Origin of the sequence: Pseudonocardia alni (assembly GCF_002813375.1) — a bacterium.
GTDB lineage: Bacteria > Actinomycetota > Actinomycetes > Mycobacteriales > Pseudonocardiaceae > Pseudonocardia > Pseudonocardia alni.
Window position 1 is genome coordinate 1,302,970 of sequence record NZ_PHUJ01000003.1, and the last position, 14,970, is coordinate 1,317,939.

Annotated in this window: 13 protein-coding genes; 5 read left to right on the forward strand and 8 right to left on the reverse strand. The window is 75.1% G+C overall.

Features of this window, described 5'->3' with window-relative positions; translation table 11 throughout:
• Positions 1–2: 2 nt before the first annotated feature.
• Positions 3–896 carry a TIGR03619 family F420-dependent LLM class oxidoreductase gene (locus ATL51_RS06905; RefSeq protein WP_073574175.1) on the reverse strand — a complete coding sequence of 298 codons (894 nt, stop codon included), beginning with the start codon at positions 894–896 and terminating at the stop codon, positions 3–5.
• 37 nt (positions 897–933) lie between these two features.
• On the opposite strand from ATL51_RS06905, the gene ATL51_RS06910 reads away from it, so the two are divergent.
• Complete coding sequence (locus ATL51_RS06910; RefSeq protein ID WP_253068063.1) at positions 934–1,899, forward strand: MerR family transcriptional regulator; 966 nt, start codon at positions 934–936, stop codon at positions 1,897–1,899.
• Here the strand turns inward: ATL51_RS06910 and ATL51_RS06915 are convergent.
• Positions 1,878–4,913, reverse strand: a complete 3,036-nt coding sequence (locus ATL51_RS06915) for a bifunctional [glutamine synthetase] adenylyltransferase/[glutamine synthetase]-adenylyl-L-tyrosine phosphorylase (RefSeq protein WP_073574176.1) — start codon at positions 4,911–4,913, stop codon at positions 1,878–1,880. The two genes, ATL51_RS06910 and ATL51_RS06915, sit on opposite strands and share 22 nt — an antisense overlap.
• 67 nt (positions 4,914–4,980) lie before the next feature.
• On the opposite strand from ATL51_RS06915, the gene ATL51_RS06920 reads away from it, so the two are divergent.
• The gene (locus tag ATL51_RS06920; protein ID WP_073574177.1) at positions 4,981–6,195 is read left to right on the forward strand and encodes an FAD-dependent monooxygenase; all 1,215 of its coding nucleotides are present in this window, start codon (positions 4,981–4,983) and stop codon (positions 6,193–6,195) included.
• Here the strand turns inward: ATL51_RS06920 and ATL51_RS06925 are convergent.
• From ATL51_RS06925 to ATL51_RS06935, 3 genes are all read right to left on the reverse strand, one after another.
• Positions 6,192–6,677, reverse strand: coding sequence for a cupin domain-containing protein (locus ATL51_RS06925; RefSeq protein WP_208622936.1), 486 nt, complete (start codon positions 6,675–6,677; stop codon positions 6,192–6,194). The genes ATL51_RS06920 and ATL51_RS06925 overlap by 4 nt on opposite strands.
• Positions 6,674–8,017: a type I glutamate--ammonia ligase gene (glnA, locus tag ATL51_RS06930; protein WP_073574178.1), complete on the reverse strand. Its 1,344-nt coding sequence runs from the start codon at positions 8,015–8,017 to the stop codon at positions 6,674–6,676. Before glnA ends, ATL51_RS06925 begins: the two co-directional genes overlap by 4 nt.
• A 93-nt stretch (positions 8,018–8,110) precedes the next feature.
• Positions 8,111–9,739: an alpha/beta hydrolase gene (locus ATL51_RS06935; RefSeq protein WP_100880537.1), complete on the reverse strand. Its 1,629-nt coding sequence runs from the start codon at positions 9,737–9,739 to the stop codon at positions 8,111–8,113.
• Between the two features lie 177 nt (positions 9,740–9,916).
• Here ATL51_RS06935 and panB point away from each other — a divergent pair, with 177 nt between their 5' ends.
• Positions 9,917–10,771, forward strand: coding sequence for a 3-methyl-2-oxobutanoate hydroxymethyltransferase (gene panB, locus ATL51_RS06940; protein WP_073574179.1), 855 nt, complete (start codon positions 9,917–9,919; stop codon positions 10,769–10,771).
• A gap of 56 nt (positions 10,772–10,827) precedes the next feature.
• On the opposite strand, the gene ATL51_RS06945 is transcribed toward panB, so the two are convergent.
• On the reverse strand, positions 10,828–11,985 hold the full coding sequence (locus tag ATL51_RS06945) for a glutamate-cysteine ligase family protein (RefSeq protein ID WP_100878068.1): 1,158 nt from the start codon (positions 11,983–11,985) through the stop codon (positions 10,828–10,830).
• Between the two features lie 182 nt (positions 11,986–12,167).
• Between ATL51_RS06945 and ATL51_RS28050 the strand changes: the two genes are divergently transcribed.
• Positions 12,168–12,335: a hypothetical protein gene (locus ATL51_RS28050; RefSeq protein ID WP_157818254.1), complete on the forward strand. Its 168-nt coding sequence runs from the start codon at positions 12,168–12,170 to the stop codon at positions 12,333–12,335.
• Positions 12,336–12,339: 4 nt separating this feature from the next.
• A complete protein-coding gene (locus ATL51_RS06950) occupies positions 12,340–13,140 on the forward strand; it encodes a hypothetical protein (protein ID WP_073574181.1) in 801 nt (266 codons plus the stop codon).
• On the opposite strand, the gene ATL51_RS06955 is transcribed toward ATL51_RS06950, so the two are convergent.
• Together ATL51_RS06955 and ATL51_RS06960 are read right to left on the reverse strand one after the other, a co-directional pair.
• Positions 13,123–13,908 carry a maleylpyruvate isomerase family mycothiol-dependent enzyme gene (locus tag ATL51_RS06955; RefSeq protein WP_073574413.1) on the reverse strand — a complete coding sequence of 262 codons (786 nt, stop codon included), beginning with the start codon at positions 13,906–13,908 and terminating at the stop codon, positions 13,123–13,125. The genes ATL51_RS06950 and ATL51_RS06955 overlap by 18 nt on opposite strands.
• On the reverse strand, positions 13,905–14,744 hold the full coding sequence (locus ATL51_RS06960; RefSeq protein WP_073574182.1) for a fumarylacetoacetate hydrolase family protein: 840 nt from the start codon (positions 14,742–14,744) through the stop codon (positions 13,905–13,907). The genes ATL51_RS06955 and ATL51_RS06960 overlap by 4 nt, the downstream gene beginning before the upstream one ends.
• Positions 14,745–14,970 lie beyond the last annotated feature (226 nt).

Below are 14,970 nucleotides of genomic sequence, written 5' to 3' on the forward strand. Positions count from 1 at the left end.
GGTCACACCGCGCCGAGGATCTCCTCGACCGCCTCCAGCGCCGAGCCGGTGTCGTCCGCCAGATACATGAGGTCGACGAAGGTGTGGTCGACGTCGGTGTCGGTGGCCGCCCGGCGCACCAGCGCGGCGGCGTCGGCGGCGGTCTCCCCCGGCTTCGGGTTCACCCGCAGCACCGCGCCGATCGCGTCGGCGGGGCGGCCCGCCTCGGCCGCGGCGGCACGCAGGTCCGCCCAGGGCGCGGAGACCGCGGCGTCGAGGTCGGTGACGTCGGAGGTGACGACCGGCAGGAACCCGTCGGCCCGTTCCGCGATCCTCCGGCGTGCCCGGGGGCTGAAGCCGCCCAGGTAGACCGGCACGTGCCGCGGCCGGGCGTGCACGTACGACGGCGCGACGCTCGCGAACCGGCCGGTGAACTCCACCGGGTCGTCGTGCCACCAGGCGTCGAACAGGTCGAGGGTCTCGTCGAGCCGGGCGCCGCGCTCACCCATCGGGACACCCACCGCGTCGTACTCCTCGGGCGACCAGCCGATGCCGAGGCCCAACAGCAGCCGTCCGCCCGACAGATTGTCGATCGTCGCCGCCTGCCGGGCCAGCAGCGCCGCCGGGTACCAGGGCGCGTTGAGCGTGCTGGTGCCGAGCTGCACCCGCGCGGTGACGGCGGCCGCCGCGGTCAGCAGCGCCAGCGGGTCGTGCGCGGCGGTGAACTGCTCGGGCACGCTGCCCGGGTCGCCGGGCCCGCCGCCGTAGCCGACCGTCGGGTCGACGGCCACCAGCAGCCGGTCGCCGGTCCACAGGCTCGCCGCGCCGCGCTCCTCGGCGCCCGCCGCGAACCGCATCGTCCCGTCCACGTGGGCCGCGGCCGCACCGAACTGCGGGATCCCGAAACCGATTCGCACTTGACCTCCAGCCGCTGGAACACCCGACGCTGTACCCGTGACCGCACCACCTACCGATGATCACCCTGTCACGCTGACGATCGGGCAGCTCGCCCGGCGCAGCGAGGTCCCCGTGCGCACGCTCCGTTTCTGGTCGGACGAGGGGCTCGTCCCCGCCGACCGCAACGGCGCGGGCCACCGGGTCTACGGACCGGCCGCGGTCGCACGGCTCGACCTCGTGCGCACCCTGCGCGAGCTCGGCCTGGGCCTGGACGACGTGCGCGCCGTGCTGTCCCGCCGACGGGGGGTCGGCGAGATCGCGGCGGCACACGTCCGGGCCCTGGACGACCGGATCCGGGAGCTGCGGGCGCAGCGCGCGGTGTGCGCCCTGCTCGCCCGCACCGGAGCCGGTGACACCCCACCCGACGAACGGAGCGTGACCCTGATGAACGACCTCGCCCGGCTGTCCGCGGCCCAGCGCCAGCACCTGATCGACGACTTCGTGACCGAGACCTTCGCCGGCATCGACGACGACGCGCCCGGCGCGGGCATCGCCACCGGCATGCGGTCGATGCCCGCCGAACTCCCCGACGACCCGACCCCCGAGCAGGTGGGGGCCTGGGTGGAGCTGGCCGAGCTGGTCGCCGACCCGGGGTTCCGGGCCCGGTGCCGGGAGATGGCCGTCACCGGGGCCACCGCCCCCGAGCACCACGAGCGGGGGGCCGACCCCGCCGCGGTGGCCGAGCACGCCGGGGCCGCGCTCGCCGCGGGCGTCGACCCGGCGAGCGCGGAGGCGGCCCGCGTCCTCGCCCGCATCCCCGGCGTCGAGGGGCAGGACGCGGCGGCCCGCGCCCGGACCGCGAACAGCGTGGAGCTGTTCGCCGACCGCCGCGTCGAGCGCTACTGGACGCTGCTCGGGGTGCTCAACGGCTGGCCGGCCCGCGAGCCCGCGGTTCCGGCGTTCGAGTGGTTCGCCGCGGCACTGCGCTCGGCACCGGTCGGTCAGTCCTCGGACCAGCCGTAGAACACCCGCTCGACGACCGCGCGGGCCCGCCGCGTGACGCGCTTGTAGTCGTCGAGGAACTCCCCCGGGTCGCCGCCCGCCGGGTACCCGAGCGCGACGGCGACGGCGGCCAGCTCCCGCCCCGAACGCGGGAGCTGGTCGCCGGGCTTGCCCTTGACCAGCATGATCGCGTTGCGGGCCGCGGTCGCGGTGCGCCAGCCCTCCTCCAGCTCGGCGGCGTCCCCGGCGCTGATCAGCCCGGCCTCCGCGGCCTCGTGCAGCCCGTGCAGCGTCGACGGGGTGCGCAGCTCGGGGACGTCGCCCGCGTGCTGGAGCTGCAGCAGCTGCACCGTCCACTCGACGTCGGCCAGCCCGCCCAGGCCGAGCTTGGTGTGGGTGGTGCGGTCCGCGCCGCGGGGCAGCCGCTCGGCGTCGACCCGGGCCTTGATCCGGCGGATCTCCGACACCGAGGCCGCCGACACGCCGTCGGCCGGGTAGCGGATCGGGTCGACCAGCGCGGTGAACTCGCGGCCCAGCGTCCGGTCCCCCGCGATCGGGCGGGCCCGCAGCAGCGCCTGGGCCTCCCACACCTCACCCCAGCGGGCGTAGTACTCGCGGTAGGAGGCCAGGGTGCGCACCATCGGCCCGGACCGGCCCTCCGGGCGCAGGTCCGCGTCGACCGGCAGCGCCGGGTCCGGGCTGGGTGAGCCGAGCAGCCGCCGCACGCGTTCCACCACCCGGGTCGCCCACCTCACCGCGGTGTGGTCGTCGACGCCCTCGGCGGGCCTGCAGACGAACATGACGTCGGCGTCGCTGCCGTAGCTGGACTCGCCGCCGCCGAGGCGGCCCATCCCGATCACCGACAGGACGGCCGGGCGCTCGGACTCCGCGCGTAGCACCGCGTCCAGGGTCGCGGCCAGCACCGCCTCGTTGACCGAGTTCAGCGCCGTGCACACCGCGTCGACGGGCAGCAGGCCGAGCAGGTCGGCGCAGGCGATCCGCAGCATCTCGTGGCGGCGGTAGGACCGCGCCGACGCCACCGCGGCCTCCGGCGTGCTCTGCCGGGCGACGGTGGTGCGCAGCGCCATCGACACCTCGGCCGGGTCCCGGGTCAGCTCCGGGCTCTGCACCCCCGAGGAGGTCGCCAGCATCCGCAGCACCTCCGGCGCGCGGGCCAGCAGGTCCGGGACCAGTGCCGACGTGCCGAGCAGCGTCATCAGTCGCTGTGCGACCGCGCCCTCGTCGCGCAGCAGCCGCAGGTACCAGGGGGTGTCGGCGAGCGCCTCGGACACCCGCCGGTAGGCGAGCAGGCCGCGGTCGGGGTCGGGGCTGCGCGACAGCGAGTCCAGCAGCACCGGCAGCAGCGCCCGCTGGATCGACGCGGCCCGCGACACCCCGCCGGTGAGCGCCCGCAGGTGCCCGAGCGCCCCCTCCGGCGACGCCCAGCCCAGCGCCTTCATCCGTGCCTTCGCCGCCTCCGGGGACAGCACGGCGTCGGCGCCGTCGGCGGCCAGCCGGGACACCGCCGACAGCAGCGGCCGGTAGAACAGCTTCTCGTGCAGCCGGGTGACGCGGCGCGCGTTGCGCTGCCACTCGTCGACGAGCACCCCGACGACGTCGCGGCGCCCGTCCGGGCGGATCCGCGCGGCCCGGGCGAGCCAGCGCAGCCCGTCGGTGTCGTCGGCGGCCGGGAGCAGGTGGGTGCGGCGCAGCTTCTGCAGCTGCAGCCGGTGCTCCAGCAGGCGCAGGAACCGGTAGGACGCGGCGAGATTGGCGCCGTCGTCGCGGCCGACGTAGCCGCTCTCCGACAGCGCGGCCAGCGCGACCAGGGTGTTGCCCGAGTGCAGCGAGTCGTCGCCCCGGCCGTGCACCAGCTGCAGCAGCTGGACGGCGAACTCGACGTCGCGCAGCCCGCCGCGGCCGAGCTTCAGCTCGCGTTCGCGCTGCTCGGAGGGGATGTTCTCGATGACCCGGGCCCGCATGGCCTGCACGTCGGTGACGAAGTCGTCGCGGGTGGAGGCCTGCCACACCATCGGCGACAGCGCCTCGACGTAGGCGGCACCGAGCTCGCGGTCCCCGGCGATCGGGCGGGCCTTGAGCAGCGCCTGGAACTCCCAGGTCTTCGCCCACCGCTTGTAGTACGCCACGTGCCCCTCGAGGGTCCGCACCAGTGCGCCCTGGCGGCCCTCGGGGCGCAGGTTCGCGTCGACCTCGAAACAGGCCTCCCCCGCGATGCGCATGACCCGCGACGCGAGCTTCGTCGCTGCCTGGGTGAGCTCCCCGCCGGGTTCGGCGACGAACACGACGTCGACGTCGGAGACGTAGTTGAGCTCCCGGCCACCGCACTTGCCGAGCCCGATGATCGCGAGCCGCAGCTCCTCGGGCGGGTCCAGCTCGGCCGCGGCCACCGCCAGCGACGCCGACAGCGCGGCCTCGGCGAGGTCGGCGAGCTGGGCGGCGACGTCGTCGACCTCCATCACCGGCAGCCCCGGGTCCCCGACGGCGGCCAGGTCGGCCGAGGCGAGGCCGAGCAGCTCGTCGCGGTAGGCCGTGCGCAGCGCGGCGACGGCCTCGGCGCCGGTCAGCGACGCCCGCGCTCCCCCGGCCGTCCCCGGCGGCGGCGCGGCCGGGTCGGCCCCCACCGCGCGCAGCAGGTTCGCGGTGCGCCGGGCCAGGTCCGGTGGCGGGTCCCCGCGCTCGGCGGTGTCGGCCAGCAGCGGCCAGCGGTCCGGGTGGCCGACGAGGTGGTCGCCCAGCGCCGTCGACGACCCCAGGGTCGCCAACAGCCGCCCCCGCAGCCCGCGGTCGGTGCGCAGCGCGCGGTCGATCGCGGGCCACGGGGCGGTCTGCGCCAGCCGCTCGACCGCCCGCAGGGCGAGGGACTGATCGGGGCTGCGGGCCAGCGCCCACATGATCTCCTCGCAGCCGGGCGCCGGCCCGTCGGTCGCCCACCAGCCCAGACCGCGCAGGGTCGTGGCCGCGTCCTCACCGGTGAGGCCGAGCCGGGCGAGCGAGGTCCCCGTGCGACGGTCCATGACCGGTGATCCTGCCCCATCGCGGGCCGCCCTTCCCTCAGGGGCGTCCAGCGGTCAGGCTCGGGACATGCACGTCGTGATCGTCGGTGGGGGTATCGGAGGACTGACCGCGGCACTGGCCCTCGAGCGGGCCGGGATCGGGTCCACCGTCCTGGAACAGGGGTCCGGCGCGGGCGAGCTCGGTGTCGGGTTCAACCTGCTGCCGCACGCCGTGCGGGTGCTCGACGGGCTCGGACTGTCCGCGGAGCTGGCCGACGTCGGCATCGCGACCACCGACCTCACCTACGCCCACCGGCTCGGGCAGCCGATCCTGCGCAGACCCTGCGGGGTGGCGGCCGGCTTCGCGTTCCCGCAGGTCGCCGGGCACCGCGGACGGGTGCACCGGATGCTCACCGAGGCCGTGCGCGCACGGCTGGGGCCCGACGCGATCCGCACCCGGCACCGGTTCGCCGGCGTCGAGCACTCCGACGGGGGTGTCCGGGTCCGCTTCGACGACGACGCCCTGCCGGAGGCGACCGGCGACGTGCTGGTCGGCGCGGACGGGATCCACTCCGCGGTGCGGGCGGGCCTGTTCCCGGGCGAGGGACCGCCGCACTGGAACGGGGTGTCGATGTGGCGCGGCGCGACGGACTGGCCGGCGTTCCGCGGGGGCCGCTCGATGGTCGTCGCGGGCGGGAACGCCGCCAAGCTGGTGGTCTATCCGGTCGGCGCCGGCAGCGCGCCGGGGACGGTCCTCACGAACTGGGCGGTGTGCATCGCGACCGGCGCCGACGGCGACCCCGCCCCGCAGCGCCAGGACTGGTCACGGCCCGCCGACCGCGACGAGACCCTCGCCCACGCCCGCCGCTTCCACCTCGACGACGTCGACCACCTCGCGCTGGTCGCCGCGACACCGGAGATCTTCGAGTTCCCGATGTGCGACCGGGACCCGCTGCCCCGCTGGTCGCACGGGCGGGTCACCCTGCTCGGCGACGCCGCGCACCCGATGGTCCCGATGGGCTCCAACGGCGCCGGGCAGGCGATCCTCGACGCCGAGTCGCTCGCCCGCCACCTCGCCGCGGGCGGCGCCCCGGCGGCGGCGCTGGCCGCCTACGAGGCCGAACGGCTGCCGATGACCGCCGACGTCGTGCTCCGCAACCGCGTGGGCGGCCCGGAACGGGTCATCGACGAGGTCGAGCGCCGCGCGCCCGACGGCTTCGACGACCTCGACGCGGTGATCACCGGCGAGGAGCTCGAGGAGATCTTCGCCGGCTACCACCGCGCGTCGGGCAACACCCGCTAGTCGGCGCCGGGGACGCTGCCCGGCGGCAGGAAGTCGACGTCGTGCAGCGCCGACTGCCGCACGACCTCGGCCGGGTCGGTCAGATCGTGCAGCCGGTCGAACAGCGACGCCAGCCGGCCGGCCGGGCTGACCCAGAACAGCGCGCGGGCGTTGCCCTGCTCCTTGTTGTAGTAGGCGTGCGGCAGGCCCTTGGGCATGAGGACGGTGTCGCCCGGCCCGGCCTTCTCCCACTGCCCGTCCAGGTAGAGCGTGAACACGCCGTCGAGGACGTGGATGTGCTCGTCCTGGGTCAGGTGCACGTGCGGCGGGACGCCCGTGCCGGGCGGGTCGAGGGTCTCGAAGGCGAAGCTGGTCTCGCTGACCGCCTTCGCCCAGTAGGTGTGGCCCAGCACGTTCCACACCCGCTGGTACTGGCCCTCACCGGCCCGCGTGATGCCCTTCGGCAGCGGGCCCAGGATGATCTCGTCCGAGAAGTCGGTCACAGCACGGGAAGATACGTCGCGAGCTCGTGCGGCGTCACGTTCCGGCGGTAGGCGTCCCACTCGGCCCGCTTGTTCCGCAGGAAGAAGTCGAACACGTGCTCGCCGAGGTACTCGGCGACGAGCTCGCTCTTCTCCATGACGTCGAGGGCCTCGGTGAGGTTCTGCGGGAGCAGCTCGTAGCCCAGCGCCCGGCGCTCGGTGTCGGTCAGGGCCCACACGTCGTCCTCGGTGGGCGGGGGCAGCTCGTAGCCCTTCTGGATGCCGGTGAGGCCGGCGCCCAGGATGACCGCGTAGGCGAGGTAGGGGTTGCACGCGGAGTCCAGCGTGCGGACCTCCACCCGCCGCGACGACGACTTGCCCGGCGAGTACATCGGGACCCGGACCAGCGCGGAGCGGTTCGCGTGGCCCCAGGACACCGCGGTCGGGGCCTCGCCGCCGGTGATGAGGCGCTTGTAGGAGTTGACCCACTGGTTGGTGACCGCGGTGATCTCCCGGGCGTGCTTGAGCACGCCGGCGACGAACGCCTTGCCGGTCGCGGACAGCTCGTAGGGGTCGTCCGGGTCGTGGAAGGCGTTGTGGTCGCCCTCGAACAGCGAGAAGTGCGTGTGCATGGCCGAGCCGGGGTGCTCGGAGAACGGCTTGGGCATGAACGAGGCCCGCACGCCCTGGGTGAGCGCGACCTCCTTCACGACGTAGCGGAACGTCATGAGGTTGTCGGCCATGGTCAGGGCGTCGGCGTAGCGCAGGTCGATCTCCTGCTGGCCGGGGCCGCCCTCGTGGTGGGAGAACTCCACCGAGATCCCCATCGACTCCAGCGTCTCGATGGTGTTGCGCCGGAAGTGCGGGGCGACGTCGTGGCTCGCCTGGTCGAAGTAGCCGCCGGAGTCCGCCGGGACGGGCCGGGTGCCGTCGCCGGGCAGGTCGCGCAGGAGGTAGAACTCGATCTCCGGGTGCACGTAGCAGGTGAACCCGGCCTCGCCCGCCTTGTTCAGCGCGCGGGTCAGCACGTGCCGCGGGTCGGCCCAGGACGGCGACCCGTCGGGCATGGCGATGTCGCAGAACATCCGCGCCGAGTAGTGCTCGCCCGAGGCGGTCTCCCAGGGCAGCACCTGGAACGTCGACGGGTCGGGCTTGGCGACCATGTCGGACTCGTAGACGCGGGCGAAGCCCTCGATGGCCGAGCCGTCGAAGCCGATGCCCTCGGCGAAGGCGCCCTCCAGCTCGGCCGGGGCCACCGCCACCGACTTGAGGTATCCGAGCACGTCCGTGAACCAGAGACGGACGAAACGGATGTCGCGTTCCTCGAGCGTGCGGAGCACGAACTCCTGCTGGCGGTCCATGCGGCGGAGCCTAGGAACCCCGTGTTACGCGGACGTTACCGGGGTGTGCGGGCGACCCGGTCGTGGTCGCCCGCACACCCCCGACGACGGCCCTCAGCTCGGCGCGAGCGTGCACTCCGCGCCCTGCGGCGGGAGCGTGAGGTTCACCAGATAGTCGATCGCGAGCGTGTCGGTGCACGCGTCACCCTGCAGCGACGCGGTGTGCTGGTTGCCGTTGACCGTGATCAGGCTGCCGTTCAGCTGCTGGGCCAGGTCGACCCCGGCCTGGTACGGCGTGGCCGGGTCACCGGTGACCGACACCACGACGACCGGCGGGAGCCCGTCGACCTTCGGCGTGTGCGGCTCGCTGGTGGGCGGGACCGGCCAGAACGCGCACGCGTCGCGGGCACCGACCGGGCCGCGGCCGGTGGAGCGGAACGGGGCGGCCTCGTCGGCCCGCGTCGCCAGCTCCAGGGCCTCCGAGGGCTCCTTCAGCGCCGGCTGGTTCACGCAGCTAATCGATTGGAAGGCCTGCAGCATGTTCGAGTAGCGGCCCTGGTCGTCGCGCTCGTGGTAGAGGTCGGCCAGGCGCATCAGCAGGTCGCCGTTGCCGTTCGCGACCTGCGAGATCCCCTGCTGCAGCGCGGGCCACAGCTGGGAGACGTAGAGGGCCTGGCTGACGCCGGTCTGGGCGTCGGAGAAGCTCAGGACGCGCCCGTCGCTGACCTTCGCGGGCGTGTCGATCAGTGGCCGCATCACCGTCTGGAACGCCTGGGTCGCCGTCGCCGGGTCGGTGCCCAGCGGACAGCCGGGGCGGCTGGTGCAGTCCTCGGCGAAGTTGTCGAACGCGAGCTGGAACCCGGCGTTCTGCTTGACCGTGGAGTCGATGGTCGACTGCGTCGGGTCGATCGCGCCGTCGAGCAGCAGCGCGCGGACGTTCTGCGGGAACGCCTCGGCGTAGGCGGTGCCGAGCTCGGTGCCGTAGGAGAAGCCGGCGTAGGTCATCTTCTGGTCGCCGACGGCGGCCCGCATGACGTCCATGTCCTTCGCGACGTCACGGGTGCCGACGTTCGCCAGCACGTCGGCCCCGGTGCGCTGGGTGCAGCGCTCGGCGAACTGACGGCTGTCGGCCTCGGCGGCGGCGACCCCGGCGGGCGAGGGGTCGGCGAAGACCTTGGTGCGCTCCTCGTCGTTCTCGGCGTCGGTGAGGCACTGGATCCGCGGCCGGCTGGCGCCGGTGCCGCGCGGGTCGAACCCGACCAGGTCGAACCGGTCCCCCAGGCCGTTGGTGGCCCAGGTGGCGGCCTGACGCGCGACGAACGAGGTGCCCGAGGCGCCGGGGCCGCCCGGGTCGGCGAACAGCGAGCCGATCTTCGCCCCGGTCGCCTTCTTGCGCAGCAGCGCGATCTGCATCGTCTTCCCGTCGCCGGGCCGGGCGTAGTCCTGCGGGACGGTCACCCGGGTGCAGTCGAACTGCGGGTCGGCGTAGGTCTGCGCGTCGTCCGCAGTGGGGGCGTAGTCGTTGCAGGGGCCCCACTGCAGCTGCTGGTCGTAGAACTGGGCCAGCTCCGGCAGGTTCTGCGCGGCCTGCGGCTGGTCACCGGTGCCCGCGTCGGCACACGCGCCGACCAGGACGAGGGTCGCCGCGCCGAGCGCGGCGAGCGCGGCCGGACGCGTCCGCCGGCGGGCCGGGGCCGGTGTCTCTCGTCGGTGGGCACGTCGTCGCAACAGCCGAGGGAGCATGACCGTGAGCATGCCACCGACCCCCGACGGTGACCGGTCGCGGGTCACGGCCCGGGTGAGGGTGCCCACACCACGGGGCGGTCCGGGCCCGTGCGCTGCCACCCTGGCGTCCGCCATCGACGGCGAACCCGGGGACCCCCGACCAGCGTGGGCCTCGAGGACGGAAGGAGCTCACCGGTGAGCACACAGGAGAGCGGAGAGGTGGCGGCCCCGTACCGGGCGCCCGCGACCCCGCCGAAGCGGACCCGCGTCCACCACCTGCTGCAGTGGAAGCAGGAGGGCCGGCGCTGGCCCATGCTGACCGCCTACGACGTCTACTCCGCCGAGATCTTCGACGACGCCGGTATCCCGGTGCTGCTCGTCGGCGACTCCGCGGGCAACAACGTGTTCGGCCACGACAACACCATCCCGGTCACGGTCGACGACCTGGTCCCGCTGACCCGGGCCGTGGTGCGCGGCTCCCGCAGCGCGCTCGTCGTCGCCGACCTGCCGTTCGGCAGCTACCAGATCTCCCCCGCGCAGGCGCAGGAGACGGCGTTCCGGTTCATGAAGGAGGGTGGGGCGCACGCGGTCAAGCTCGAGGGCGGTGCGCGCTTCGCGCCGCAGGTCGAGGCGCTCACCGCGTCCGGCGTGCCGGTGATGGGCCACCTCGGGTTCACCCCGCAGAGCGAGCACGCGCTGGGCGGGTTCCGCATCCAGGGCCGCGGCGACGCCGCCGACCGGCTCGTCGAGGACGCGCTGGCCGTGCAGGAGGCGGGCGCGTTCGCCGTCGTGCTGGAGATGGTGCCCGCCGACGTCGCCAAGCGGGTGACCGGGGAGCTGCGCATCCCGACCGTCGGCATCGGGGCCGGGCCCGACTGCGACGCCCAGGTCCTCGTCTGGTCGGACATGGCCGGGATGAACCGCGGGAAGGTGCCGCGCTTCGTCAAGAAGTACGCGGAGCTCGGCTCGGCCCTGCACGACGCGGCGGCCGCGTTCGCCGCCGACGTGGCGCACGGCGAGTACCCCGCCGAGGAGCACAGCTACCGGTGAGCCGGGCCGGGCCCCGGCGCGCGTCGCCGGGGCCCGGTCGGCCGGGTGGGACCGGTTCAGCCTGCGCCGTACGTCGTCGGGTGCCCCAGCCCCGGGATGCCGCCGCCCGCGCGGTGGCGGGCCAGCATCCGGTCCGCGGGGGTCTCACGGCGCGCCAGCCGCCGGGCCAGCGACGCCAGCCGCGCGCCGTGGGCGTCGTCGCCGGCCAGCGCGGCGGTCGCGGCGTCGAGGACGGCCTGCGACCCCGCCCGCACCGCCGGGTCGGCCCAGCCCCGCAGCGCCGAGCGGCGGTGCGCCGTCGCGTCCGGGGTCCGACGCCGGCCGGGCAGCGTGTCGTCGCGCAGCAGACCGGTCAGCAGGCTCAGCAGCGCCGCGGGCAGGTCGGTGCCCACGCCGTCGGCGGGCTCCTCCCCCGCGACCGCCGGGACGGCGTCGAACGCCTTGAACTCGATCCGCCCCACCTCCCCGGGGATGCCCGCGTGCCGCACCAGGCTGGGGTCGGTCACCATCAGCGGGGCGTCGGGCGGCAGGTAGGCCAGCGCCGCCGGGCGCGCCCCGGTGCGACGCGCGGTGCGTGCCGACAGCCCGCCCCAGACACGGCCGTCGCGGAACGGTGAGGAGAACGACCACGGCACCAGGTAGGGGCTGTAGAAGGTCAGCTTCGCCGCCGCGTCGGCCAGCACGGCGGGGTCGGTGCCCGACTCGGGGAACGACAGGTTCAGGTCCGGCCCCCAGGTCACCATGTGCAGGTGCGAGGTCCGCTCCTCCGGCGAGGCCGCCATCAGCGCCCGCTCGTGGGCGTTCGGCGGCGGGTCCAGCCGGTAGGCCGACAGCTGCGGGTGGTGGGCGAACGCGACGGGGCGCAGTCCGTGCCGGGCGGCCACCGCGGCCAGGGTGACCGCGTCGGCGGCCAGCGCGTCGACGGCGGCCTCGACCGAGTCGTGCACGCGGGTCCGGATCTCGATGCCCTTGGGGTCGAACCGGAGCAGCCCGCCGTTCTCGTCGAGGCGCTCGTAGCCCTCGGCGTACCAACGCTTGCGGCGGATGCCGGCGTCGCCGATCCGCAGGTCCGGCTGGTCCCCGGGCAGCTCCGGCAGCTCGTCCACGATCGCCGCGACCTGAGCGTGGGTCAGCGACCGGTGGTCGGCCACCGTCCCGTCGTCCCGCAGCAGCGCGAGCTCGTGCTCGAGCCCGTAGCGCGCCTCGCCCCGCATCGACCACCCCCGGTCCCCGTCCTGGCACAGGACGTTACCGAGGTCGGGCCCGGCGCCGGCTGTGATCCGTCCCGGCCTCCTCCTCACCCGTTCCGCCCTGGACAACCCCGCGCCGAACGGTCAGCCTGGTGACGGCGGCCACTCCACCAGGTGGCCGGGACCCGGAGCACACGGGAGGCGTCATGAGGCTGGGCCGCAAGATCTCCGAGGGATTCGCCGTGGACCACGAGGCCGACCGGGTGGCCGACGCCCAGGAGCGCCCGCGCCCGGCGCGCGCCGTCGAGCCCGAGTTCACCGAGTGGACGCCGGCCGCCCCGCAGCCGGCGCACTCGGGGTCCCGCGAGGACTGACCGGGTGCGCGGGCTGTTCCGCCGGACCCCGCTGGAGTACCCGACCGGCCCGCTGGAGGGCCACAAGCTGGCGTTCCCGATGCTGTCCGCGGACGGCACGACGGCGGGCTTCAGCGGTGTGACGCTCGGGCGGGCGCACGTCTACCGCACCGTCGACGACGCGGTGTGTGCGCACGGTTGCCGGCACGCCTGCCCGTCGCGGTGGTGCGACTGCGGGTTCTACTGCTTCCACACCGCCGACGACGCCCGCGAGCTGGCGTGCGCGCCCGAGCACCAGGGCGCGATCCTGCTCGAGGTGGCCGTCTCCGGCCGGTTCCGTCGCTACGAGCTGGGCCTGCGCTACGCCCGGCAGCGGGTGCGCACGATCCGGATGCGGGCCTGCCGCTGCGGGGCGCGGGTCGCGGTGCTGGCCGACACCGGATCCGGGCAGCACGGCTGGCGCCGGCTGGAACCGGTGTGCCTGCGGTGCGCCGGGGCGCGCCCGGTGCTGTCGGCGCAGCGCTTCGCCGAGCTGGCCGAGCTCACCCTGCTGCCCGACGACGTCGCGGCGGGCCCGCTGACCACGCCCGACGACGCGGCGGGGTTCGCCGAGCACCCCGACCCGCACGGCACCGAGGCCGACGACCTGATCGGCGACCCGGTCGCCGCGGCGGGCGCGGTCGCCGTGCTCACCGCGGAGATGGCGCTGCTGCAGGCCCGGCTCGACGAGATGGCCCGCCAGCTCGGCCGGGCCACCGCACGCCTGGACGCGCTCGAGGGCCGCGACCTGCCCGCGGCGGAGCCGGGGTCAGAGCCAGACCGGTAGCGGCGGCGGGAGCTTCCCGTCGGCGTCGCGCAGGCCCTTGTCGAACGGGCGGCCGAGCAGCCAGGCGATGATGTCGTGCGCCTTGCCGCGGACCGTGCCGAGGTCGCGCGGCTCGGCGCCGTCCGGCCCGGCGGGCCCCGGCCCGAACTCCAGCGTCGCGCCGGTGCGGACCTCCTCCAGGCGCACGTGCGGGCAGCCGGGCTTGCGCTCCAGCCGCGCGACCACGTCGGCGACCAGCACCTCCCGCATCGGGATCGGCAGGTCCTTGAACGAGGCGCCGACATCGAGGTCGACGGCGTGGATCCACACCTCGCGCGCCCGGTTCCAGGGCACCGCCGTCACCGGCATCTCGATGCCCTGCGGGTTGCGCACGGTCGCCGACCAGGCCTTCTCGGGCATCGCCCGGACCGCGTCGGCGAGCCGGTCGGAGGAGGCGACGACGTCGGCGCGGATCTCGTCGGAGCTGCGCCCGGCCCCGGCCTCGATGTCGGCGTCGCGGGACGCGGGATCGGGGTAGGCCGGGGTCTCGACGCCGGTCCGCGCCCAGGTCAGCAGGTTCACCATGGCGTCGGCGTTGCGGGCCAGGTGGGTGAGCACGTGCGCGCGGGTCCAGCCCGGCAGCGCCGACGGGGCGCGGAACGCCTCGCCCGCCATCCGGGTCATCAGCCCGCGCAGGTGGGCCTGGCCGTCGCCGGCCCAGGCCAGCGCGTCGCCCACCGGCGGCGGGACGACGGCGTGGCCGTCGCCGGGGGTGCGTGCGGGGGTCACCGCACCGCCCGGCACACGTTGCGGCACTCGCCGATCCCCTCCACCGCGGTGACGATCTCGGCGCCGTCGGTGAGGTAGCGCGGGGGCGTGCGCGCGTCACCGACGCCGCCCGGGGTGCCGGTGGCGATGACGTCGCCCGGGTTGAGCGTGAGGATCTCCGACAGGTAGACGACCAGGTCCACCGCGCCGAACACGAGCTGGTCGGTCGTGGAGTCCTGCATGGTCTCCCCGGACAGCTCCGAGGAGATCCGCAGCGCGCCACCGGCGGCCGGGTCGGCGGGCAGCTCGTCGGGGGTGACCAGCACCGGCCCGAGCGGCGTCGAGTGCTCCCAGGTCTTGCCCTGCAGGAACTGCTTGGTGCGCCGCTGGTAGTCGCGCATCGACACGTCGTTGAGCACGGTGTACCCGGCGATCGCGGCCGCGGCCGCCTCGCGGTCGGCGCGCCGGACCGAGCGACCGATGACGACGACGAGCTCGGCCTCGTAGTCGACCCGGTCGGACTGCTCGGGCAGCTCGATCTCGTCGTACGCGCCGATCAGGGCGGGCGCGTACTTGCCGAAGACCGTCGGGTACTCGGGCAGCTCGTTGCCCATCTCGAGCACGTGGTCGCGGTAGTTCAGCCCGATGCAGATGATCTTCTCGGGTGACGGCACCAGCGGCGCGTAGTCCAGGCCCGCGGTCTCGTGCACCGGGCCCGCCGCGCCCGCGGCGTGCTCGGCCCAGTCGGGGCGCTCCAGCAGCGCCCGCACGTCGGTCTCCCCCGTCTCGACGGCGGTGTCGCCGTCGACGCGCACCGCCCGGTGCCCGGTCGCGGTCCGGATCGTCGCGAGCCTCATCGTGCGGGTGCCTCCCGGTATCGGTTGCCGTCCGGCGGAGAGTCTGCGCCACCGGGGGCCCGCGGGACAGTCAGGGGGTGGGTTACCGCGCGTCCCGGCCGGTGGACGGGCCGAACTCACCCGTACGGCTGACACCGTCGACGGACCGCGACACGCGTTCCGCCACCACGGCGACGGGGCGGCCCCGTCCGGGCATCCGCCCCGCCGGTGCGGCGCCACCCGTCCC